The following is a 21,383-nucleotide window of genomic DNA, read 5'->3' as shown; positions in this document are numbered from 1 at the left end:
GGATCGTTATGTTATAATAAAGGATATTAATGCGGAAAAATAACAGAGGTGACGAAAAGTGTTGGACCGTTTACAAGCACTGGCCGACCGTTACGAGAAGCTGAGCGAATTGCTGTGCGATCCCGACGTAGCCAGCGATCCGAAGCGTCTGCGGGAGTATTCCAAGGAACAATCGGATTTACAAGAGGCGTATGAAGCTTTTACCGAATATAAGCAAGTGTCGGCGCAATTGGACGACGCAAAAGTAATGCAGGGCGAAAAGCTCGATGATGAAATGCGCGAAATGGTAAAGATGGAGATCGAAGAGCTGTCTGATCGCAAAGAAGAGCTGGACGCTAAGATCAAAATCTTGCTCCTGCCGAAAGATCCGAACGACGATAAGAACGTTATCGTTGAGATTCGCGGCGCAGCGGGCGGCGACGAAGCGGCTTTGTTCGCTTCTGAACTGTACCGGATGTACACGAAGTTTGCGGATTCTCAAGGCTGGCGCGTAGAGCTGATGGATTTGAGCGAGAATGACTTGGGCGGCTTTAAAGAGGTAATCTTCATGATTACCGGTAAGGGCGCCTACAGCAAGCTGAAGTTCGAGAGCGGCGCGCACCGCGTACAGCGTATTCCGGTAACGGAATCCGGCGGACGCATCCATACATCAACTTCAACAGTTTCGGTTATGCCGGAGGTTGAAGAGGTGGATGTAGAAATTCTCGACAAGGATATCCGGATCGATACGTTCTGCTCCAGCGGCGCAGGCGGGCAATCCGTTAATACGACCAAGTCGGCGGTTCGCGTACTGCACGTGCCGACTGGTATTATGGCGACTTGTCAGGACGGTAAATCGCAAAACGACAATAAAGCGAAGGCGCTGCAAGTGCTGCGCGCCCGTATCTCTGATATTCGTCGTCAAGAAGAGGAAGCGAAATACGCAGGCGAGCGGAAAAGCAAGGTCGGCACTGGTGACCGAAGCGAACGCATTCGCACGTATAACTTCCCGCAAAGCCGGGTGACCGATCACCGCATCGGCCTGACGCTGCACAAGCTGGATCAGGTGATGAACGGCGACATGGCCGACATCGTATCGTCGCTGACGATTGCCGAGCAAGCGGACATGATGGACAAAGAACTCGTATAAACCATAGGAGAGCGGAGATATTCAAATATGAGTGAATTTGAATTTTTCGCCCCGTCCTATACCATTCGGGAAGCCTGCTTGCAGGCTTCTTCGTTTTTGGCGGGGCATGGCGTGGAGGAATCCCGGTCGAATGCGGAGCTGCTGCTTCTGCATGTACTGGAGGTAGAGCGGTCCGTTTTGCTTCGCGACTGGAGCTTTGAGCAGTTCCCGCAAGAGAAGGCGGAGGCATGGGTACAAGCCGTTAGCCGAAAGGCGGCGGGCGAGCCGGTGCAATATATTATCGGCGAGCAGTGGTTTTATGGACGGCCGTTTACGGTAACGCCGGCCGTCTTGATCCCGCGCCCTGAGACGGAGCTGCTCGTCGAGGCGGTGCTGGAGGCGGCCGATCGCTTATGGCCGCCTGAAGGCGATACGGTGCCGACTGTGCTGGATGTCGGCACTGGCAGCGGCGCCATCGCCGTGACGCTGGCGGCGCAGCGTCCGCGCTGGCGCGTAAGCGCGTCCGATCTTTCGCCGGACGCGCTGGAGGTCGCCCGCATGAATGCGGCCCGCCAAGAGGCGGCGGGCCGGATTGCATTCGTGCAGGGCGACTTGCTGGCGCCGTTTGCCGTCGGCGCCGAAGGCTCTGCGTCGGCCGGGCTGGCGGCCGACGTGCTGGTGTCGAATCCGCCGTATATACCGGCGGATGATCTCCCGGGCTTGCAGCGCGAGGTGCGCGACTTTGAGCCGCGCCTTGCGCTGGATGGCGGGGCGGACGGGCTGGACCCGTACCGCCGCATGGTGGAGCAGCTGCCGGCGCTGCGGCAGGTGCCGCGGATCGTCGGCTTCGAGCTTGGCATGGGCCAAGCCCGCGACGTCGCGGCGCTGCTTGAGCAGTACGGCGCTTGGGACGAGGTGCGGATTATTACCGACTATGCCGGCATTGAGCGGCATGTACTGGCGATCCGCCATGCTGATCAGCTCTAGCGTTTCTCATTACCTGCAAAAATACATTTTGATTAGCTTAAAAAGGGTCATTTTCCACATCAGCCTGCAAAAGTGCATTTTGATTGATCGTCAAAGCTTGAAATCGGCGGTTTTGGCCCAATCAGCATGCAGATTTACATTTTGATGCGGTTTTTTGGCTTGTGTTGAGGAAATGAAATGTATTTTGGCATTTTGTAATCCTATGAATGTTCGCCAGTTAGCTCTGTGGCCTAAGGAGCTTAAAGTAGAGTGTCCGGAACTTTTTAATAGCATGACAAACCGGGTCCGCGAGGGCTCGGTTTTTTATTCTCTCTAAATCTAGCATGAGTAAATCTTTTTGCGAGATACGAGGTTTATAGAGTGGGATTGCGGGACATACTGACGGATAGATACGTTCCGGAACGCAAGCTGAAGCACCGACGGGTGCACGAGAGGAGCTTGTGTGTATGTCCCGCCCTTATTCCCGTTTCTATTATCGCAGGTCGTATGGTTTTATTGTATTTGCCCTTATTCTATTGATTATGAGCTGGGAGCTTCAACAAACGGATGCTGCTGTAGCCAGTGGTTCCATTCCACAGGAGTCGATTCGTCTCCGTATTTTAGCCAATTCGGACACTCCCGCTGACCAGGCGGTTAAACGCGTCGTTCGCGACGCCGTAGTAGATGCTATGAACGGCTGGGTAACCGGCCCGCAAACAATTGAAGAGGCTCGCGAAACATTGCAAAACCATATGAGTGAAATCGAAGCGATTGTCGCTGAAGTACTGCAAAGCCGGGGCTTTGGCTATGACTATCAGGCACAGCTCGGAATGGTTCCATTTCCAACGAAAATGTACGGCAATGAAGTATACCCTGCCGGACAATATGAAGCGCTGCTTATTACGCTGGGCGAGGGTCAAGGGCAAAATTGGTGGTGCGTGCTCTTCCCGCCGCTCTGCTTCATAGATGCTGCGACAGGCGAAGCTTCTGCTGCGAGCAGCGATGATGTGCAGGGTAAAGCCAAAGAAGCTGCTCCAGCCAAATCAGAAAGCAGTAAAGTAAGCAAGTCGGATGACAAGGCCTCCGCTTCGGTATCGAAAGATACTGCCGACAAAAAGCAATCGGAAGGCAAAGCGCCGGAAGCAAAGTTTTTCCTCTGGGAGATGCTGCAGCAGTTGATCAACTGGTTGAAAGGTTTGTTCTCTTAATGTAGCTTGTCTTTCAGTTCCGTACCGCGCCGGACTCCCGAAGCGCGTGCCATCGCGGCATGCGGCGCTCTTTCGCACGCTGGCGGTTAAACCTTATGCGAAAGCTGTCAGTGGACGAAGAGGCCGTGCCTGGATTGTAGCGAAGCTGGTTCGCTAAATAGAGAAGCCAAGTTCGCTGTGCACATCTCTATTTAGGAGATGAATTTTGCACAGCGAACCTTTTTTCGCTAACCGTGAACCTAAGTTCATGAGTAGCGAAAAGAGGTTCGCTAATGAACAAAACACACGCAACAATAGAGCAGCCAACGAAATTTGCTTCGTTATATAGCGAAGTAGCTTCGCTGGAGTCTCGTTTCTTCACAGCATAATGGTTGGTTACTTATTTAAGTAGTGAAACAGTTTATAAAGGTGACGATGAGTCTGCCAGGTAATTGATTGGTTAGTTGGATGCAGGCCTGTGATCATTTGAGTGATGCTGATATCATGCGACTGAGTCTGCCAGATAACTGATTAGTCAGATGGATGCGGCGCGTTTGCGTGCCTGTGGTATAATAGCGGCAAACAGACTACTAACAAGCAGGGATTGAACCATAAAGATGAAGATGACTAAGGTATGGCAGCTGGAAGGCGAGTTGTTGGCTGGACAGCTGACTGAGGCGGCCGAGCTGCTGAAGGCAGGAGAGCTGGTAGCATTCCCGACGGAGACGGTTTATGGCTTAGGGGCGGATGCGAGAAGTACGCAAGCGGTGGAACAGATTTTTGCCGCTAAGGGAAGGCCTTCCGATAATCCGCTTATCGTTCATATCGCTAGTATTGGACAGTTGGACGAGCTTGTGCTGCCGTATCCGGAATTGGCAAGCCGCTTGATGCAACAGCTTTGGCCGGGACCTCTCACCATTGTATTGCCCGTAAAGCCTGGTGCAGTATCGCCACTCGTGACAGCGGGATTAGCAACTGTAGGCGTCCGCATGCCGGATCACGCTGCGGCACTGGAGCTCATCGGGCAAGCCAATTGTCCAGTTGCTGCTCCAAGCGCCAATCGTTCAGGGAGACCAAGCCCGACAACAGCCGCACATGTATTAGAGGATCTTGACGGTGCAATCGCTGGAATCGTAGATGGCGGAGCGACGGGTGTCGGACTAGAGTCGACCGTTGTCGAGCTTGCTGGCGACAATGTCATTCGCATTCTTCGGCCAGGTGGCGTTACACCTGAACAACTGCTCCTGGCTGCACCAGATGCAATGATCGATACGCCTCCAGCAAAAGCTGAAGCGACGGAAGCTCCCCGTTCGCCTGGTATGAAATATACCCATTATGCACCTCAAGGCGATATGGAGATTGTTCAAGGCGATGCCGTTGAGATGACTGCTTATATCCGGCAAGCTATCGCTCAGGCTAAGAGCGAAGGTCTGAAAACCGGCGCACTTGTATTTGCTGAACGTGAAGGCGATTTTGACGCTGATGTTGTCCTCACCTACGGTGGAGGGAAGCGTCAATTGGAACAGGCGGCGCAGCGGCTGTATGCAGCATTAAGGCAGTTTGATGCCGAAGGGGTGCAGCGCATCTGGGCTGAGGGCTGCGAGGAGCAGGGGATTGGTCTGGCATTAATGAACCGGCTGGCCAAAGCAGCGGGCAATCAGGTAACCCGATTATAGAATAGAAGGTACCTTAAGTGCGGTTCCAGCTTCCGAAACCTTTGCCCTTGAGAAGTTTGAAGATAGCTCATGTAACCCGCTCAAGGGCGGGGGACGTGTGAGGTTGAGATGTCTCATCTGCCTTTACGTATGCTTCCCCACTAACGCGGCTACTCTAAAGCAGTCGCCGGTGCCGAATAGCAATGTCTCTTTTTTCTCTAATCTATTTGCCTATTAATTCGTATGTTTGGCTTCTTGTCCGCATATGTTGGGTAAAGAATGGATGTGGACAGGGGGAGAGACTGCGTGAATGAAGCCGCTTTGCACGCTGGACAGTTTGCGACACTGCTTATTATGGCGGTGGCACTGGGCATGGATGCTTTTTCATTGGGAATTGGAATCGGATTGAAAGGTATACGACTACGCGATATATTGAAGTTAAGCAGCGTTATTGCTCTTTTTCATATTATTATGCCGCTCGGGGGAATGTTTGCCGGGCAGTTCGTAAGCGGCCTTTTAGGCCATGTAGCGACTACGGCAGCTGGCATTCTGCTGGTTTTGCTGGGCGGGCATATGATTTACAGCTCGATTAAAGGCGAAGAGGTTAAATCGCTCGATTACCGTTCGGTTTGGGGAACGTTTCTGTTTGCGCTGAGCGTCAGCATCGATTCTTTTTCTGTTGGCGTGACCCTTGGGATGTTCCAAGCCGATCTGCTGCTTACGATTCTATTGTTCGGGTTTTTCGGCGGATTGATGTCCATAATGGGTTTGATGCTTGGCCGGAGAGTCAGCCGCAATCTTGGCGGTTACGGTGAAGCGTTTGGCGGAGCCATTTTGTTTATTTTTGGCATAATGTTTATTATCTGACCATGTTCATGGTCTCTCGAATAGAAAGGGGACAGCAACATGAAACGCATCTTATTCGTATGTACCGGCAACACCTGCCGATCACCGATGGCCGAAGCGATGTTGAAGGATATGGCCGATCGCCAAGGTGTTGCACTAGAAATCCGCTCTGCAGGCGTATCGACGATCGACGGTCTAGCTGTTTCACGATATGCGATTGAATCACTGCGGGAGAAAAATATCCAGCATCGCGGCGCATCACGTGCACTGACTGGCGAGGCTGTTGAATGGGCGGACCTCATCTTGACGATGACTGCAGGCCATAAAAGAGGATTGCTGCAAGGTTTTCCAGAAGCAGTGGACAAGACCCACACGCTGAAGGAATATGCGCATCAAGACGACACAGCGCTTGCTGACATTCAAGAGCTGGAACAGCTTTATACGGAGATGCATATGAAGCAGGCGCTCGGACAGCAGTTGAGCAATGCTGAGCGGTCGAAGCTGCTGGAATTGGAGCGGCGGATCCCTGGCACTGACATCGCCGATCCATTCGGCGGGACGATGGAAATGTACCGAAGCTGTGCGAACGAAATCGAAGAAGGGCTGCGCAAGCTGCTGGGCAAGCTATAAAGGAAAGGCGATCCGCAGATGACTGGGAATGCCATCCCCTTTTATTGCCGCTCGCTACTCTTTCTTTTCTTTAATAAGAAGCCTGTCCGATTAGTAAATTTCCACGCTGAAAAAGCATAAAGGATGATTGATTTTCGGGCAGGAATCGGCTATGATGAGAATACAAAGACGGTTTCCGATGTGACTGGCGACGGAAGTGGGTAACCACGGTGGAGCATCGGAACATACGGCCGGTCGCCTGGGCAAAGAGCAGCATGCTGAAGAGCATGTCATGCTCTTTTTTCGTCTTTTTCGACGAATTTAGGTATAATAAGATCGTAGGATTGGAGCGATAGTGTCATTTTTCAGCTTCAAAGGTAAGCAGTTTTGTCTGGTAGTAATCATGCTTATCTTGCTATGTAAAACGCCAAAGGTTTAAACAAATGGCCGTTTTGCCCGGTAATCGACGCACATACCTTTAGGAGGAAACCCACTATGAAAATTGCAATCGGCGCGGACCACGGAGGCTACCGCCTGAAAGACGTTATCGTCCCTTATCTGGAATCGCTGGGACATGAAATCGAGGATCTCGGCTGCGATTGCAGTCAATCGGTCGACTATCCCGACTATGCGCTTCCAGTTGCAGATCGCGTTGCAAGCGGCCAAGCTGACCGCGGTATCCTTATCTGCGGAACCGGCATCGGAATGTCGATCGCGGCGAATAAAGTCGCTGGCATCCGCTGTGCGCTTGTGCATGATTTGTTCTCTGCGCAAGCGACCCGAGAGCATAACGATACCAATGTGCTCGCGATGGGCGAGCGTGTCATCGGCCCTGGCGTAGCGCAAGAAATCGTCCGCATCTGGCTGGAGACACCGTTCTCGGGCGGAGAGCGTCATGTTAGCCGGCTGAATAAAGTGAATCAAATTGAAGCCCAACACTCACGCTCCTAACATGATGCAAGAAGGAGACAAACGTCCATGAGCGGAACTGATAAAATAACGAACATTGCATCTGATGTTGAGCAGATCATCCGTGAATTGGCCGAGGCCGGAAACCTTGGCAAAGGACAACTGCTCGTCGTCGGGACGAGCACGAGCGAGGTGCTGGGTCACCGTATCGGAACTTCCGGAACGGTGGAAACGGCGGCGCAGATTTTTGCAGGTGTGGAGGCGGCTCGACGCGACATTGGTTTTTACCCGGTGTTTCAATGCTGTGAGCATTTGAACCGTGCACTCGTCATTGAACGAGAGGCGGCGGAGAAGTACGGGCTGGAGGAAGTAGCGGCTGTACCGGTTCCGAAAGCAGGCGGCTCGATGGCGGCCTACGCTTACCGTCAGCTTCACGGGGCGTGTCTGGTTGAGACGATAGCTGCACACGCAGGGATTGATATCGGGGATACGTTCATCGGCATGCATTTGCGGCGGGTGGCGGTACCGGTTCGTCCTTCGATTAAAAACATTGGATCTGCCCATGTGACGATGGCTTATGCGCGACCGAAGCTGATCGGCGGCGCACGTGCCGTCTATACATCAGAGCCGGAAGGAAGCGGCCTGGCGGTAGAGCAATCGCCGGGAACCTGCGACTAGCGGCATGAGCCGTTGTCTCTAATTTATATAAACCATTAATTAACTATAGGAGGCATTATTATGGAAAATCTACGTAAGCAAGATCCTGAAGTTTTGAAGGCAATGGGCCTTGAATTGCAGCGTCAACGCGACAACATCGAATTGATCGCATCCGAGAACATCGTAAGTGAAGCGGTTCTGGAAGCAATGGGCTCTGTATTGACGAACAAATACGCAGAAGGCTACCCGGGCAAACGTTTCTACGGCGGCTGTGAGCATGTTGACATCGTTGAAGATATCGCACGTGATCGCGCAAAAGAAATTTTCGGCGCAGAACACGCGAACGTTCAGCCTCACTCCGGCGCTCAAGCAAACATGGCGGTTTACCTGGCTGTCCTCAAACCAGGCGACACCGTTCTTGGCATGAACCTGGCGCACGGCGGCCACTTGACACACGGCAGCCCGGTTAACGCTTCCGGCTTGTTGTACAATTTCGTCGCTTATGGCGTTGACGAAGATACATTCACAATTAACTATGAAGAAGTTCGCAAAGCGGCATTCAAGCACCGTCCTCGTCTGATCGTTGCCGGTGCCAGCGCTTACCCGCGTACGATTGATTTCGAAAAACTGGGCAAAATCGCAGAAGACGTAGGCGCTTTGTTCATGGTCGATATGGCCCACATCGCAGGTCTTGTTGCGGCTGGTCTGCACCCGAACCCAGTTCCATATGCACATTTCGTAACGACTACTACGCACAAAACGCTTCGCGGTCCTCGCGGCGGCTTGATTCTTTGCCGTAAACCATGGGCAGCGGCTATTGATAAAGCTGTATTCCCGGGTACGCAAGGCGGTCCTCTGATGCATATCATCGCTGCTAAAGCAGTTGCTTTTGGCGAAGTGCTGCAGCCTTCATGGAAGCAGTATGCACAACAGGTGATCAACAATGCGAAAGTTCTGGCTGACACGCTGGTTGGCGAAGGCATCAACATCGTTTCCGGCGGAACTGACAACCACTTGATGCTCATCGATACGCGCGGCCTGAACATCACAGGCAAAGTTGCGGAGCATGTGCTTGACTCGATCGGCATTACAGCTAACAAAAATGCGATTCCATTCGATCCGACCAGCCCGTTTGTAACGAGCGGCATCCGTCTTGGTACGCCAGCTGCTACTTCCCGCGGCATGGACGAAACAGCGATGAAGACGATCGGCGAAGTTATTGCAATGACGCTGAAAAACCACGAAGACGAAGCGATTCTGGCAAAAGCACGCGGCATCGTTCGCGATCTGACTGCGCAATATCCGCTTTACCCGACTGTTCAATACTAATCATCTGCGCTTGCAGTCAAAAGGGCGATTCGAGACTATTCTCGAATCGCCCTTTTTTTGCTTTAACAGCGTATTAACCCCATGCTGTTGCAGCATGCTATACGTACCGCTAGAAGTCTTCGTTATCAACATCCAACAATTACCACCCAATATATGGGAATTGACACGGGTCACTTACTAATGTATATTGGAAGTCGTGTATTAAAAGTTACAATGCAATAATTATATGTGTATCGACATAGAAATTGATAAATTTCGATTGAAATCATTTAATTTTCGCACAATTCAATCGATTAAATGTGATTTCTATCGTTATTAATGTAAAATTATTGCAAATATGGTAAGAACATCAGGGGAGGATATTCATGTTGAAGAAGAACAAACATGGCTTTAAACTCGTTTCTTTGCTTCTCGTGCTGGCCATCATTGCAGTTGGCTGTACACCAAAGAATGAAACGGGCAACTCGGGCAATGGCGGCAGCGATGCTGCAGGAAAGAAAGAATTTCGGATGAACCTGTCTGAGCAGCCTCCTACGCTGGATCCTGCGCAAGTACAGGACCAAGTTTCCGCTACTGTACTTAACGGTATCTACGAAGGTTTGTTGCGTAAAGACGAAAAAGGCAATGACGTTGCCGGCATTGCGAAAGATTGGAAAATTTCCGATGACGGTTTGACCTATACATTTAATCTTCGCGATGATGCGAAATGGAGCAATGGCGATCCAGTAACGGCGAATGATTTCGTTTATGCCTGGAAACGCGTCCTTGATCCAGACCTTAAACCAGCTGCAGCAGCTTACGCTTACCAGCTGTATTACATCAAAAACGCTGAGAAATACAACACAGGCGCTGACGGCGTAACAGCCGATGACGTTGCAGTAAAAGCGGTAGACGAGCATACGCTTGAAGTAACGCTGAACTCGCCAACGCCATACTTCTTGAGCCTGATGTCGTTTACAACTTACTTCCCTGTTCATCAATCGGTGAAGGACAATGAAGCATGGGCAACAGATGCGAAAACGATCATTACGAACGGTTCGTTCAAAATGACCGAGTGGAAGAAAAACACGTCGATTACGCTAGTTCCGAACGAGAACTATTACGCGAAAGACGATGTGAAGCTGAGCAAAGTATTCTTCACTATGGTTAACGACTCCGGTACGGAGCTTAGCATGTACCAAACAGACAAGCTGGATTATGCGGGTATGCCTACAGGCCTGATCCCGACTGAGCAATTCGAGACGTTGAAAAAAAGCAATCCTGATGAATTCAAAGTAAAAGGCACGGCGAGCATTTACTACTACATGTTCAACATTAAGCAAGAGCCTTTTAACAACCAGAAGATTCGCCAAGCACTGTCGATGGCAATCAGCCGTCAGGATATTACCGATAAAATCGCACTGGGCGGCGAGAAGCCAGCTTTCGGCTTTGTTCCTCCAGGTATTAAAGGCGAGAAAGAAGATTTCCGCGCCGAAGTTAGCGATGCATACTTCACTGAAGATATCGAAGCAGCGAAAAAACTGTTGGCTGAGGGTCTGCAAGAGCTGGGCCTGAGCAAAATGCCAACTGTTAAACTTGCTTACAACACAAATGACAAGCATCAAAAAATCGCTGAGGCGATTGCAGCAATGTGGAAAACAAACCTGGGCGTTGATACAAGCATCGAGAACCAGGAATGGGGCGTGTTCATCGACAACCGGAACCGTCTGAACTATGAAGTGGCTCGCGGCGGCAACGGCGCGGACTATAACGATCCGATGACTTTCATCGACCTGTACACTTCGAAGAGCGGCAACAACAATACCGGCTTTGCATCGAAGGAATACGACGATATGGTGAAAAAAGCATATGCTACGGATAATCAAAAAGAGCGTATGCAAGCTATGGCGCGTGCCGAGCAAATTTTGATCGAATCCCGTGCAGTAGCACCGCTGTTCTACTACAGCAGCGTGTACATGATTAAGCCTGGATATGAAGGCATCTTCATGGATTACAAAGGCGATATTGACTACAATCGCGGCAGCTATGTAGGAAAATAAGAAGCACGTCCATGGTTTGCGGGATATATGCAGCATTGACTGCATATATCCCTTTTTGAAATAAAAGGCCGTTTCCTGACGAATCGCCTTATTCCAGATGCTCATTACCAAGGAGGTGCCACGACGAGTGGTTCGCTATGTCCTTCAGAAGCTGCTGTTTATGTTAATTTCGATTTTCGTGCTGGCTTCCGCTACTTTTTTCCTGATGAAAGCGATACCGGGAAATCCTTTTCAATCCGAGAAAAACGTGCCTCCGGCCATTCAAGAGAGGCTTAACGAGCAATACGGTTTGAATGATCCGCTCGGCGTTCAATATTTGCATTACATGAACAATTTGCTTCACTTTGATCTTGGCTTGTCTATGAAACAGCAATATACGTCGGTTGTCGACGTGATTAAGAACGGCTTTATTTATTCGTTGCAGCTGGGCATTTTCGCGATTATTCTAGCGATTGCCGCAGGCATCGTTTTGGGTCTGATCGCTGCGCTTAACCATCGAAAATTTCTCGACGCCTTCACGATTTTTATCGCTGTGCTGGGTGTATCGATTCCAAATTTCGTCGTTGCCGCAGGTCTCCAGTATATTTTTGGCGTAAAGCTCGGCTGGCTTAGCGTAGCGGGTCTGAACGATCCGACCGACTTTATCTTGCCGGTTGTCGCATTGTCATTCCTGCCCGCAGCCTTCATTGCACGGCTTACGCGCTCCAGCATGCTGGAGGTGCTGACGGCCGACTATATTAAGACGGCTAGAGCAAAAGGCTTGTCCGGACGTATTATCCTCATTCGGCATGCACTGCGCAATGCGATTTTGCCAGTTGTCACTTACGTAGGTCCGATGACAGCCAACATTATTACCGGTTCGGTTATTATCGAGCAGATTTTCGGGATCGGCGGCTTGGGCAAAAGCTTCGTCAACAGCATTACCAACCGCGACTACACGCTGATCATGGGCGTGACGCTCTTCTATGCGGTTATTCTGATGCTTGCGCGCTTCTTGACCGATATTGCGTACGGCCTCGTTGACCCGCGGATTAAATTAAGCAGGAAAGGAGGCTGACCCGATGTCGGAGCATTCATTGCAAAGAGAAGATTTCGCAAAGCTTAGCAGAGAAGAGAAAGTGCCGGAAACAGTCGTTCGCGAAAGTATTTCGGCATGGAAGGACGCTTGGTTCCGGCTGCGTTCCAATAAAATGGCGATGGTCAGCCTTGTTATTCTTTTCCTTATCGTCGTTATGGCCATTATCGGCCAATGGATTTCGCCTCATGATTATTCCACGAATGATCTGTCGGCAACAAATCAGAAGCCGTCCTCTGACCACTGGTTTGGTACTGACGCTCTGGGACGGGATATGTTCTCGCGTACCTGGATGGGTGCGGGAATTTCACTGCAGGTCGGCATTTACGCGGCATTGGTCGATTTGTTCGTCGGCGTTATTATCGGCGGTATTATGGGCTACTACGGCGGTAAAGTCGACGAAGTACTCAACCGTTTTTGCGAAATATTGTATTCCATTCCGAGCTTGCTCGTCGTTATATTGCTTATTGTCGTTTTGGAGCCTAGCATGTTCACGATCATCTTGGCGCTTAGTATTACTGGATGGATCAATATGGCGTGGATTGTCCGCGGACAAATTATGCAGCTCAAAAATCAGGAATATGTATTGGCCGCGCGTTCGCTTGGCGCGAGTCCTGCGCGGATTATGTTTAAGCATCTTGTTCCGAACGCGATCGGCGCGATTATCGTCACGATTACGATGACGGTGCCAAGCGCAATTTTCGCCGAAGCTTTCCTCAGCTTCCTCGGACTTGGCGTGCAGTCCCCTGCCGCGTCGCTCGGAACACTGATCAATGACGCATTGAAAGCCATGACGATCTATCCTTGGCGGATGATTTTCCCTGCGGTCCTGATTAGTTTAACGATGCTTTGCTTTAATATTTTCGGAGACGGATTGCGTGACGCGCTTGATCCGAAAATGAAAAAGTAGGAGGTGCGACAGATGGAGCGTTTGCTTGAAGTCAATGATCTGCGAGTAAATTTCAAAGTTCGAGGCGGTACCGTGCAAGCGGTACGCGGCGTCAACTTTCATGTAAATAAAGGCGAAGCAGTAGGCATCGTCGGTGAATCCGGCTGCGGCAAGTCCGTAACCGCGCAATCGCTCATGCGCCTCGTGCCTTCGCCGCCTGCTGTAACAACAGGCTCGATTCTGTTCAATGGTCAAGATATTTTGAAGAAGACGCCGAAGCAGATGGAGGATATCCGCGGCAAGGATATGGGGATGATTTTCCAGGATCCGATGACCTCGCTTAACCCGACGCTGACGATCGGGCGTCAAATTACGGAAGGGCTCGTGAAGCATCAAGGCGTCAGTGCTGCGGCAGCGCGTGCCCGTGCGATTGAAATGCTGAAGCTTGTTGGTATTCCGAACCCGGAAGCCCGGTTTAGCCAATACCCGCATGAGTTCTCAGGGGGTATGCGCCAGCGTGCGATGATCGCTATCGCTTTGGCCTGCAATCCGTCACTGCTCATCGCCGATGAGCCGACAACGGCGCTGGACGTAACGATTCAGGCGCAAATCTTGCGCGTGATGAAAGACTTGCAGCAGCGTATGGGCACTTCGATCATTCTGATTACCCATGACCTTGGTGTCGTTGCGGATGTATGTGACCGCGTTATCGTTATGTATGCCGGCAAGGTAGTTGAGACAGGTACGAAATGGGAAATTTTCAAAAATCCGAAGCATCCGTATACGAAAGGATTACTGCGCTCCGTTCCGCGTCTGGATCAGAAGAAGGACGAGCCGCTTATTCCGATCTACGGTATGCCGCCGGATTTAATCAAGCCTCCGAAGGGCTGCAGCTTCTGCGCTCGTTGTGACGAAGCAATGAAGGTATGTGTGGATAATGATCCTGAGCTTCTTGCTGTTGACGGCAATGAATCGCATAAATCGGCTTGCTGGATGGCTCATCCGTATGCGACAAAAGCCGAGGAGGTGCCGGTATGAGTGAACCTCTAGTTCAGGTCAATCACTTGCGGAAGTTTTTCAACCTTGGGGGCGGCAACATTCTCAAGGCGGTTAACGATATCGATTTCTCGATTCATAAAGGCGAGACGGTTGGCGTTGTTGGCGAGTCCGGCTGCGGAAAGTCGACGGCTGGCCGTACAATTCTCCGGCTGTACGAGCCGACAAGCGGCGGCGTGACGTTCCAAGGCGAAGATATCTATAAAATGAAAGGCGCAAAGCTGAAAGCATTGCGCCGCGACATGCAGATGATCTTCCAAGATCCGTACGCATCGCTGAATCCCCGTATGACGATTACCGATGTCATCGGAGAGGCGCTTGACATTCACAACCTGGCTGGCAGCCGCACCGAGCGGAAACGCAAGGTAGAAGGGCTGCTTGATCTCGTCGGCCTGAACCCGGATCATGCGACGCGCTATCCGCATGAGTTCTCCGGCGGCCAGCGTCAGCGTATCGGAATTGCCCGCGCGCTGGCGGTCGATCCGAAGTTTATCATTGCGGATGAGCCGATCTCCGCACTCGACGTTTCCATTCAGGCACAGGTCGTCAACCTGCTGCAGGATTTGCAGCGCAAAATGGGTCTGACTTACCTGTTTATTGCTCATGACTTGTCGATGGTTAAGCATATCAGCGACCGGGTAGCCGTGATGTACTTGGGCAAAATCGTTGAGTTTGCTGAGAGCGGCGATTTGTATTCGCGTCCAGCGCATCCGTATACACGAGCGCTGTTGTCAGCGATTCCGATTCCCGATCCTGAGGTCGAAGAAAGCCGGGAACGCATCGTGCTGGCAGGTGATTTGCCGAGCCCGATCAACCCGCCAAGCGGCTGTCAATTCCACACGCGCTGTCCGATTGCGACGGAGAAATGCAAGACCGTTGAGCCGGCGCTATTGGAAATCCGCAAAGGCCATTTTGCCTCTTGCCATTACGCGGAAGTATAATCGCTTGATAACTTAGTACAATCAGCCTTGCAGACCGTTTCGGGATGGAAACGGTCTGCAAGGCTTTTTGCTTTGACCGAACGAAAAACAGTGTCAGGCGGGCTAAATTCGGCTTATTACGGCATGAACGAGCGGCGTTATGATAAAATATAGCCAATCATCTTCCAATAAAATGGAATGACGTTCAGGAGGTAATTCATGACGCCGATTTGGATTTTTGTATTGTGCATCGCGATCTTTGTAATTGTGTTGCTTGGGCGAGGTTCTGCTAAAGGCAAAGGCCGTTCCACATTGATGAGACCGTTTCGCTGGCCGATCGAAGAACCGCCGGCCGCGCTTGGCGTGCCAGTGGGGCATCCTGTCCGTTCTGCCGCCGAAAGGCTGGAGACTGCGCTGGGGCTTGATCTCGAGAGCCGGGTCAAGGATCGCGTGCTGAAGGAAGCGCCGGACATGAGCGATGAGGAATGGAACTGGACGTGGTTTGAGCTGAAGCGCTATTTTCTCATGTGCGCGGTCATGAAAGGCGTTACGATGTACAGCGGGAAAGTGGATGCGGTCTGGCATGAAATGCTGATGTTTACACGAGAATATGAAGAGTTCTGCAGCAAGCTTTGCGGCATGATGATTCATCATGCTCCCCACGGTCCGAGTGATGCACCAGAGCAAGACGAGCGGGCCTGGTTCGATTGGGTTTATGGTGAACTGTTCACGCAAGCGCCTGCCAGCGGCCGCCTGTGGGGCAATTTCTATCGGACGAAAATGCCCGAGAGCCGGCTGAAGCCACTTGCTGAGCTTGAGGCCGCTGAGCTGCGGGAGAAGTGGTTTAATGCCAAAGCGATTAGCCATTATGCAGATTTGGGAGAAACGGCTGATTATTTAATTCACCGCGCCAAGTCCCAGCTTCAGGGCGCAGGCCGCGGAACAGCCAGTGTGCCTGCTTGGCAAGGCGGATATGATCCGATGCTTAGCGGCACAGGGTTGTTGGCTGGACTTCTCATTATGAATTCAATTGGCACTTCCAGTGACAGCGAATTCAGCCGGCAAATGGATATGGGCCAGACAGAGGAACAACGCCAGGCGAATGACAGCGGAGCGTTTGTTCCGCCGGTTTGCGGCTCCGGCTCTGATCCATCCGGCTCCGATCATTCTGGAGGAGACGGCGGCGGAAGCGATGGCGGATCTTCCTGCGGCGGTGGAGGCTGCAGCAGCAGCTAGCGCCGGTGAAATCTCAGGATGCAAGGCAATGGCTACAGTGATATAATAAACGGGATTGTGCCCGAAAAAGAAAAAAGAAAATAGATGTATTTACAGGAGGAATTAAGCTTCATGAACAAATTGGTCATCTGCGACCATCCGTTGATTCAGCACAAGCTGACTTTCATTCGGAACAAAGAAACGAACACGAAAGACTTCCGCGAATTGGTCGACGAAGTCGCTACCCTAATGGCATATGAAATTACGAGAGACATTCCTTTGGCTACCATAAAAGTACAGACTCCAGTGGCAGAGACGGAAGCCAAGGTCGTATCCGGCCGCATGATCGGGCTTGTGCCGATTCTTCGCGCAGGACTTGGCATGGTTGAAGGCATTCTGAAGCTTGTACCGGCTGCCAAAGTCGGGCATATCGGCTTGTTCCGCGATCATGAGACGCTTCAGCCTTCCGAATACTACATCAACCTGCCTACCGATGCTCCCAATAGACAGCTTATAGTTATTGATCCGATGCTGGCTACAGGCGGCTCTGCGATTGCAGCGATTAACGCCTTGAAGAAACGCGATTGCGATCAAATTAAGCTGATGTGTCTGATTGCTGCTCCGGAAGGCGTCAAAGCCGTTCAGGAAGCCCACCCGGATGTGGACATTTATTTGGCCGCGCTGGACGAGAAACTGAATGAAAAAGGCTATATTGTACCGGGCCTCGGCGACGCCGGCGACCGTATATTCGGAACTAATTAGCGCGCGGCAGCGACAACTGATACTAGGAGTGAATCGTTTTGTCTAAACTGAAAGTAATGACGATCTTCGGAACGCGTCCGGAGGCGGTTAAAATGGCACCGCTTGTGCTCGAATTGAACAAGCATGCGGACCAGATCGAGTCCATCGTCTGCGTCACGGCGCAGCATCGCCAGATTTTGGACCAGGTGCTGGAATTTTTCGAAATTCAGCCTGATTACGACTTGAACGTGATGAAGGACCGCCAGACGCTGACGGAGACGACCGTACGCGTGCTGGAGGGGCTTGATCCTGTTCTGACGGAAGCCAAGCCGGATATCGTGCTCGTGCACGGCGATACGCAGACGACTTTCTTGGCCAGCTACGCCTCCTTCCTGAAGCAAATTCAGGTCGGTCATGTAGAAGCAGGACTGCGGACGTGGAACAAGCTGTCGCCTTACCCGGAGGAGATGAACCGCCAGCTTGCAGGCGTGCTGTCTGACGTGCATTTTGCCCCGACGGAATGGTCGGCGAACAACTTGCGCAAGGAGAATAAGTCCGAATCTACCATTTATGTGACCGGCAACACGGCAACTGACGTATTTCAATACACGGTTGATCCGTCGTTCTCGCATCCGGTCATTGAATGGGCAAAGGGCAAGCGGATGATTCTCATGACGGCGCATCGACGCGAAGCGCTGGGCGAGCCTCACCGCAACATTTTCAGAGCGGTTAAACGAATTGCCGACGAGCATGAGGATGTCGCGATTGTCTATGCCGTTCATCCAAATCCGGCAGTACGGGAGCCAGCCAATGAAATACTCGGCAATCACCCTCGTATCCAGTTGATCGAACCGCTTGATGTTTTTGAATTCCATAACTTTTATCCTCATGCTTATATGATTATGACCGATTCCGGCGGTATGCAGGAAGAAGCACCATCCTTTGGCGTGCCGACGCTGGTGCTCCGGGACACGACGGAGCGTCCAGAAGGCATTGAGGCGGGAACGCTTGAGCTTGTCGGTACGGACGAAGAGAACGTATACAGCCGGGCGAAGGCGCTGCTGAACGACGGTGCGCTGTACGAACGGATGAGCCATGCGGCTAATCCATACGGCGACGGACAAGCATCCGCGCGCATTGTACAGGCGATTTTGTATCATTTTGGGAAAAATGTCGAGCGTCCTGAGCCGTTCACACAACGTTCATAAATAACATGGTTAAAGCCGGATGAAGGCGCAATGTACAGCATACAGTGGTACTGTATGGTTTTGCCCGCAGGAAAGTCTTTATTTATCAAGGCTTTTGGCGGTTTTTTCATAGAATATTCGCAGTTATATCAATTGACAAACCTTGCGCCGCTTCGATAAAATATATGAGGATTGACAGGGGTATGATCATGAATAAAAAGAGCAGAAGGGACAATCCGTTGTTCGCTGCCGGAATGGTTGGCGCACTCGGTTTGCAAGTCGCTGTATGTATCTTTTTAGGCTACTGGATCGGATCTTCACTCGGACGCCGGCTTGGCGACGAGAAGGGTTGGACGGTCGGGGGCATCCTGGTCGGTCTGGCTGTCGGTATACTCTCAGCCATTCTGCTCGTTAAGAAGGTTATGGAGGAAGCCGATGGATAAAATAGTTAACACAGCAGTGCGGGCGGTCCTTCTTATAACTGCGGGTTGTCTGGTAGTTTGGGCTTTGGTTCCCGGATGGCGCACGGTCATTCTCGGTCTTTTACTGGGGTTGGCAGGCAGTTCCTTGAATGCGTTTTTATTACGGAAACGTGTACAAAGAGTCGCGCTTGGAGCCGCAGGTATGGGGCCAAGCAAATCGGGCCTCGGGCTCGGTAGCCGGATTGCGACGGTGCTGCTTGTCGCGATGATTGCTTACCGTTTACCGGAGAAGTTCAACATGCCGGCCGCGTTAATCGGTTGTATGGTGGTACCGTTTATACTATTAGCAGCAGCTTATTTCATCAACAAACGACAATCTTAGCGAAAGGGGTGAAAATTTTACATGCATGATTTTCCCATATGGCAACTTGGGCCGCTTCAGATTGACGTAGCTACGTGGATTGCGCTTCTGGTTTCGGTGATCGTAACGTTTGTTGTTGCTAGATTGGCGGTTCGGAATTTGTCGGTGGACAACCCGTCGAAGATGCAGAACTTTCTTGAGTGGGCTGTCGATTTCGTGCACAACCTTATCGGTAGCGCAATGCCGCTTAATCGGGTGAAGCCTTTCATGTCGCTCGGCTTAACGCTCATTATGTTCATTTTTATCTCCAACTTGCTTGGTCTTCCTTTCGGTATCGTGACGGAACCCCATCACGAGATTGAGAGCCTGGGCATTACGAAAGAGATGCTGGAGCATGGTCACGTTGCGCTCGCTTGGTGGAAATCCCCGACAGCGGATATTTCAGTAACGGCGGGTCTGGCGGTTATCGTTTTCGTAATCGTACATTTCCTCGGTCTGAAACAGAACAAAAAGCATTATCTGAAGCACTACTTCCAACCGTATCCGATCTTCTTCCCGATTAACTTAATCGAGACGATCTCCAAGCCGGTAACGCTGGCATTGCGGTTGTACGCGAATATTTTCGCAGGTGAGGTTCTGATCAGTACGATCTTGATGATTGGCTGGTACGGTACGCCGTTCCTGATCGCTTGGCAAGGCTTCAGTTTATTCGTAGGTGCGATTCAAGCGTTCTTGTTCACCATGCTTACCATGGTATACATCTCGCAAGCAGCTATTCATGACGAAGCGGAACATCATTAATACACGTTTGACACCTGAGCTCCTTTAAAAGGTTCGGGTTGGTTATAGAAATTCCAAAAAAAACGATATTTTTCGAGGAGGATTTTCACAATGGAAGTATTGGCAGCAGCATTAGCAGTAGGTTTGGGCGCAGTTGGCGCTGGCGTAGGTAACGGTCTGATCGTTAGTAAAACAGTTGAGGGCATCGCGCGTCAACCAGAACTGCAAAGCAAGCTTCAAACAACAATGTTTATTGGTGTAGGTATCGTCGAAGTAGTACCTATCATCGGCGTAGTTATCGGCTTCTTGGCGTTCTTCAGCGCTTAATTGAACATTCGCGACTGGCGGGGAAGGCCTAGCCCTCTTCGCCTTCGTTATGATTTAGACAATTCTGTGGTGAGGAAGGAGTGGCAACAATGGGTTGGCATTGGGAATCTACAGTAATCGCAATGGTTGCGTTCGGGATTTTGTACTGGTTGTTGAGCAAGTACGCGTTCGGACCATTGTTCAGCATTATGGAGCAGCGCAGACAACTGGTGCTGGAGCAAATGAATACGGCAGAATCCAGCCGCAAACAGGCTGAAGCGAATATGGCTGAGCAAAAGGCGGCGCTTGATCAAGCTCGCAAGGACGCTTACGACATCATCGAGCAAGCAAGAACAACAAGCACGAAACAAGCTGACGACATCGTTCAAACGGCGAAAACGGAAGCGACTCGTCTGAAAGATGATGCTTTGAAAGATATCGAAAGCGAGAAAAACAAAGCAATCGCTGCGCTTCGTACAGAAGTTGGCGGTATCTCGGTTAAAATCGCATCGAAAATCATCGAGAAGCAAATCGACGAAAAATCTCAGGAGCAGTTGGTTAATCAATACCTGAAAGAAGTAGGAAGCAAATGAGCCGGGACACAGTCGTAGCGAAGCGCTACGCTAAAGCATTGTTCGAGCTCGCTCAGCAGAATGGCATCGCAGCAGAGGTTGAAGATCAGCTGAAGCTGATCGTCGATACGCTGGCACAAAACGAAGAAGTCGTGAAGTTTCTTTCCTTCCCAAGCATCGATCCGGCAAACAAAATTTCGGTTCTGAAATCGACATTTGGCGACAACGTATCCAATCTTGTATTGAATACGCTTGAATTGCTAGTCGTTCGCGGACGTCAGGATGTTATTGCGGAAGTCTATGAAGCATTCACTAAAATTGCGGGCGAGGTTCTTGGTCAAGCCCATGCAACGATATATGCCGCTACTCAGCTGTCCGTAACGGAATTCGCGGACGTTGTGACTCATTTCAGTCAAGTAACCGGCAAAAAAATTATTGCTCAGCAAATTGTAGAGCCTGCTTTGCTCGGTGGCGTACAAGTACGCATCGGCGACCGTCTGTACGACGGAAGCTTGTCCGGCAAGCTGGATCGTTTACAAAAATCGTTTAAGTAG

General features: G+C 51.0%; 23 protein-coding genes and 1 riboswitch. All 23 genes read left to right on the top strand.

The window, feature by feature from the left end; genetic code table 11:
• The first annotated feature begins 58 nt into the window (after positions 1-58).
• Positions 59-1,129 (top strand): peptide chain release factor 1, encoded by a 1,071-nt coding sequence (gene prfA / locus IEX98_RS24430; protein WP_188892316.1) that lies wholly within the window; start codon positions 59-61, stop codon positions 1,127-1,129.
• A 27-nt stretch (positions 1,130-1,156) separates the two neighbouring features.
• On the top strand, positions 1,157-2,095 hold the full coding sequence (prmC, locus tag IEX98_RS24425) for a peptide chain release factor N(5)-glutamine methyltransferase (RefSeq protein WP_188892315.1): 939 nt from the start codon (positions 1,157-1,159) through the stop codon (positions 2,093-2,095).
• Between the two features lie 446 nt (positions 2,096-2,541).
• Positions 2,542-3,282, top strand: a complete 741-nt coding sequence (gene spoIIR / locus IEX98_RS24420) for a stage II sporulation protein R (protein ID WP_188892314.1) — start codon at positions 2,542-2,544, stop codon at positions 3,280-3,282.
• Between the two features lie 596 nt (positions 3,283-3,878).
• Complete coding sequence (locus tag IEX98_RS24415; RefSeq protein ID WP_188892313.1) at positions 3,879-4,937, top strand: L-threonylcarbamoyladenylate synthase; 1,059 nt, start codon at positions 3,879-3,881, stop codon at positions 4,935-4,937.
• Positions 4,938-5,270: 333 nt separating this feature from the next.
• Positions 5,271-5,783 (top strand): manganese efflux pump MntP, encoded by a 513-nt coding sequence (locus IEX98_RS24410; RefSeq protein ID WP_374705382.1) that lies wholly within the window; start codon positions 5,271-5,273, stop codon positions 5,781-5,783.
• 39 nt (positions 5,784-5,822) lie between these two features.
• On the top strand, positions 5,823-6,392 hold the full coding sequence (locus IEX98_RS24405) for a low molecular weight protein arginine phosphatase (RefSeq protein WP_188892311.1): 570 nt from the start codon (positions 5,823-5,825) through the stop codon (positions 6,390-6,392).
• Between the two features lie 170 nt (positions 6,393-6,562).
• A riboswitch (ZMP/ZTP riboswitch) is annotated at positions 6,563-6,643 on the top strand.
• Positions 6,644-6,866: 223 nt separating this feature from the next.
• Positions 6,867-7,322 (top strand): ribose 5-phosphate isomerase B, encoded by a 456-nt coding sequence (rpiB, locus tag IEX98_RS24400; RefSeq protein ID WP_188892310.1) that lies wholly within the window; start codon positions 6,867-6,869, stop codon positions 7,320-7,322.
• A gap of 27 nt (positions 7,323-7,349) precedes the next feature.
• Positions 7,350-7,958, top strand: a complete 609-nt coding sequence (locus IEX98_RS24395) for a TIGR01440 family protein (RefSeq protein WP_188892309.1) — start codon at positions 7,350-7,352, stop codon at positions 7,956-7,958.
• Between the two features lie 60 nt (positions 7,959-8,018).
• Positions 8,019-9,266, top strand: a complete 1,248-nt coding sequence (gene glyA / locus IEX98_RS24390) for a serine hydroxymethyltransferase (protein ID WP_188892308.1) — start codon at positions 8,019-8,021, stop codon at positions 9,264-9,266.
• A 365-nt stretch (positions 9,267-9,631) separates the two neighbouring features.
• The gene (locus IEX98_RS24385) at positions 9,632-11,305 is read left to right on the top strand and encodes a peptide ABC transporter substrate-binding protein (protein WP_188892307.1); all 1,674 of its coding nucleotides are present in this window, start codon (positions 9,632-9,634) and stop codon (positions 11,303-11,305) included.
• A 127-nt stretch (positions 11,306-11,432) separates the two neighbouring features.
• Positions 11,433-12,362 (top strand): ABC transporter permease, encoded by a 930-nt coding sequence (locus IEX98_RS24380; protein ID WP_188892306.1) that lies wholly within the window; start codon positions 11,433-11,435, stop codon positions 12,360-12,362.
• Between the two features lie 4 nt (positions 12,363-12,366).
• Positions 12,367-13,290 (top strand): ABC transporter permease, encoded by a 924-nt coding sequence (locus IEX98_RS24375; RefSeq protein WP_188892305.1) that lies wholly within the window; start codon positions 12,367-12,369, stop codon positions 13,288-13,290.
• A gap of 12 nt (positions 13,291-13,302) precedes the next feature.
• A complete protein-coding gene (locus IEX98_RS24370; protein WP_188892304.1) occupies positions 13,303-14,307 on the top strand; it encodes an ABC transporter ATP-binding protein in 1,005 nt (334 codons plus the stop codon).
• A complete protein-coding gene (locus tag IEX98_RS24365; RefSeq protein ID WP_188892303.1) occupies positions 14,304-15,266 on the top strand; it encodes an ABC transporter ATP-binding protein in 963 nt (320 codons plus the stop codon). The genes IEX98_RS24370 and IEX98_RS24365 overlap by 4 nt, the downstream gene beginning before the upstream one ends.
• Positions 15,267-15,464: 198 nt before the next feature.
• Complete coding sequence (locus IEX98_RS24360) at positions 15,465-16,481, top strand: hypothetical protein (RefSeq protein WP_188892302.1); 1,017 nt, start codon at positions 15,465-15,467, stop codon at positions 16,479-16,481.
• A gap of 111 nt (positions 16,482-16,592) precedes the next feature.
• The gene (gene upp, locus IEX98_RS24355) at positions 16,593-17,222 is read left to right on the top strand and encodes a uracil phosphoribosyltransferase (protein WP_188892301.1); all 630 of its coding nucleotides are present in this window, start codon (positions 16,593-16,595) and stop codon (positions 17,220-17,222) included.
• Positions 17,223-17,260: 38 nt separating this feature from the next.
• Positions 17,261-18,409: a non-hydrolyzing UDP-N-acetylglucosamine 2-epimerase gene (gene wecB, locus IEX98_RS24350; RefSeq protein WP_308421826.1), complete on the top strand. Its 1,149-nt coding sequence runs from the start codon at positions 17,261-17,263 to the stop codon at positions 18,407-18,409.
• A gap of 188 nt (positions 18,410-18,597) precedes the next feature.
• Positions 18,598-18,831 carry an AtpZ/AtpI family protein gene (locus IEX98_RS24345; RefSeq protein WP_042170289.1) on the top strand — a complete coding sequence of 78 codons (234 nt, stop codon included), beginning with the start codon at positions 18,598-18,600 and terminating at the stop codon, positions 18,829-18,831.
• Positions 18,824-19,192, top strand: a complete 369-nt coding sequence (locus IEX98_RS24340) for an ATP synthase subunit I (protein WP_188892300.1) — start codon at positions 18,824-18,826, stop codon at positions 19,190-19,192. The genes IEX98_RS24345 and IEX98_RS24340 overlap by 8 nt, the downstream gene beginning before the upstream one ends.
• Positions 19,193-19,213: 21 nt before the next feature.
• Positions 19,214-19,972, top strand: coding sequence for a F0F1 ATP synthase subunit A (gene atpB, locus IEX98_RS24335; RefSeq protein ID WP_188892299.1), 759 nt, complete (start codon positions 19,214-19,216; stop codon positions 19,970-19,972).
• 90 nt (positions 19,973-20,062) lie between these two features.
• On the top strand, positions 20,063-20,278 hold the full coding sequence (gene atpE / locus IEX98_RS24330; RefSeq protein ID WP_042170229.1) for a F0F1 ATP synthase subunit C: 216 nt from the start codon (positions 20,063-20,065) through the stop codon (positions 20,276-20,278).
• A gap of 89 nt (positions 20,279-20,367) precedes the next feature.
• Positions 20,368-20,850, top strand: a complete 483-nt coding sequence (atpF, locus tag IEX98_RS24325; protein WP_188892298.1) for a F0F1 ATP synthase subunit B — start codon at positions 20,368-20,370, stop codon at positions 20,848-20,850.
• Positions 20,847-21,383, top strand: coding sequence for a F0F1 ATP synthase subunit delta (locus IEX98_RS24320; RefSeq protein WP_188892297.1), 537 nt, complete (start codon positions 20,847-20,849; stop codon positions 21,381-21,383). Before atpF ends, IEX98_RS24320 begins: the two co-directional genes overlap by 4 nt.

The sequence above is a fragment of the Paenibacillus radicis (ex Gao et al. 2016) genome, from assembly GCF_014641555.1.
Classification (GTDB): domain Bacteria; phylum Bacillota; class Bacilli; order Paenibacillales; family Paenibacillaceae; genus Pristimantibacillus; species Pristimantibacillus radicis.
The sequence above is the reverse complement of the archived record's forward strand: the minus strand, read 5'-3'. Positions and strand labels throughout refer to the sequence as shown.

Excerpts from the sequence above, each read along its gene's own strand:
- IEX98_RS24415 (WP_188892313.1), top strand. The coding sequence starts at position 3,879 with ATGAAGATGACTAAGGTATGGCAGCTGGAAGGCGAGTTGTTGGCTGGA.
- IEX98_RS24340 (WP_188892300.1), top strand. The coding sequence starts at position 18,824 with ATGGATAAAATAGTTAACACAGCAGTGCGGGCGGTCCTTCTTATAACT.
- IEX98_RS24395 (WP_188892309.1), top strand. The coding sequence starts at position 7,350 with ATGAGCGGAACTGATAAAATAACGAACATTGCATCTGATGTTGAGCAG.
- rpiB (WP_188892310.1), top strand. The coding sequence starts at position 6,867 with ATGAAAATTGCAATCGGCGCGGACCACGGAGGCTACCGCCTGAAAGAC.
- IEX98_RS24385 (WP_188892307.1), top strand. The coding sequence starts at position 9,632 with ATGTTGAAGAAGAACAAACATGGCTTTAAACTCGTTTCTTTGCTTCTC.
- IEX98_RS24370 (WP_188892304.1), top strand. The coding sequence starts at position 13,303 with ATGGAGCGTTTGCTTGAAGTCAATGATCTGCGAGTAAATTTCAAAGTT.
- prmC (WP_188892315.1), top strand. The coding sequence starts at position 1,157 with ATGAGTGAATTTGAATTTTTCGCCCCGTCCTATACCATTCGGGAAGCC.
- atpF (WP_188892298.1), top strand. The coding sequence starts at position 20,368 with ATGGGTTGGCATTGGGAATCTACAGTAATCGCAATGGTTGCGTTCGGG.
- IEX98_RS24405 (WP_188892311.1), top strand. The coding sequence starts at position 5,823 with ATGAAACGCATCTTATTCGTATGTACCGGCAACACCTGCCGATCACCG.
- IEX98_RS24320 (WP_188892297.1), top strand. The coding sequence starts at position 20,847 with ATGAGCCGGGACACAGTCGTAGCGAAGCGCTACGCTAAAGCATTGTTC.
- IEX98_RS24375 (WP_188892305.1), top strand. The coding sequence starts at position 12,367 with ATGTCGGAGCATTCATTGCAAAGAGAAGATTTCGCAAAGCTTAGCAGA.
- atpE (WP_042170229.1), top strand. The coding sequence starts at position 20,063 with ATGGAAGTATTGGCAGCAGCATTAGCAGTAGGTTTGGGCGCAGTTGGC.
- spoIIR (WP_188892314.1), top strand. The coding sequence starts at position 2,542 with ATGTCCCGCCCTTATTCCCGTTTCTATTATCGCAGGTCGTATGGTTTT.
- IEX98_RS24410 (WP_374705382.1), top strand. The coding sequence starts at position 5,271 with ATGGCGGTGGCACTGGGCATGGATGCTTTTTCATTGGGAATTGGAATC.
- IEX98_RS24345 (WP_042170289.1), top strand. The coding sequence starts at position 18,598 with ATGAATAAAAAGAGCAGAAGGGACAATCCGTTGTTCGCTGCCGGAATG.
- glyA (WP_188892308.1), top strand. The coding sequence starts at position 8,019 with ATGGAAAATCTACGTAAGCAAGATCCTGAAGTTTTGAAGGCAATGGGC.
- upp (WP_188892301.1), top strand. The coding sequence starts at position 16,593 with ATGAACAAATTGGTCATCTGCGACCATCCGTTGATTCAGCACAAGCTG.
- IEX98_RS24365 (WP_188892303.1), top strand. The coding sequence starts at position 14,304 with ATGAGTGAACCTCTAGTTCAGGTCAATCACTTGCGGAAGTTTTTCAAC.
- IEX98_RS24360 (WP_188892302.1), top strand. The coding sequence starts at position 15,465 with ATGACGCCGATTTGGATTTTTGTATTGTGCATCGCGATCTTTGTAATT.
- atpB (WP_188892299.1), top strand. The coding sequence starts at position 19,214 with ATGCATGATTTTCCCATATGGCAACTTGGGCCGCTTCAGATTGACGTA.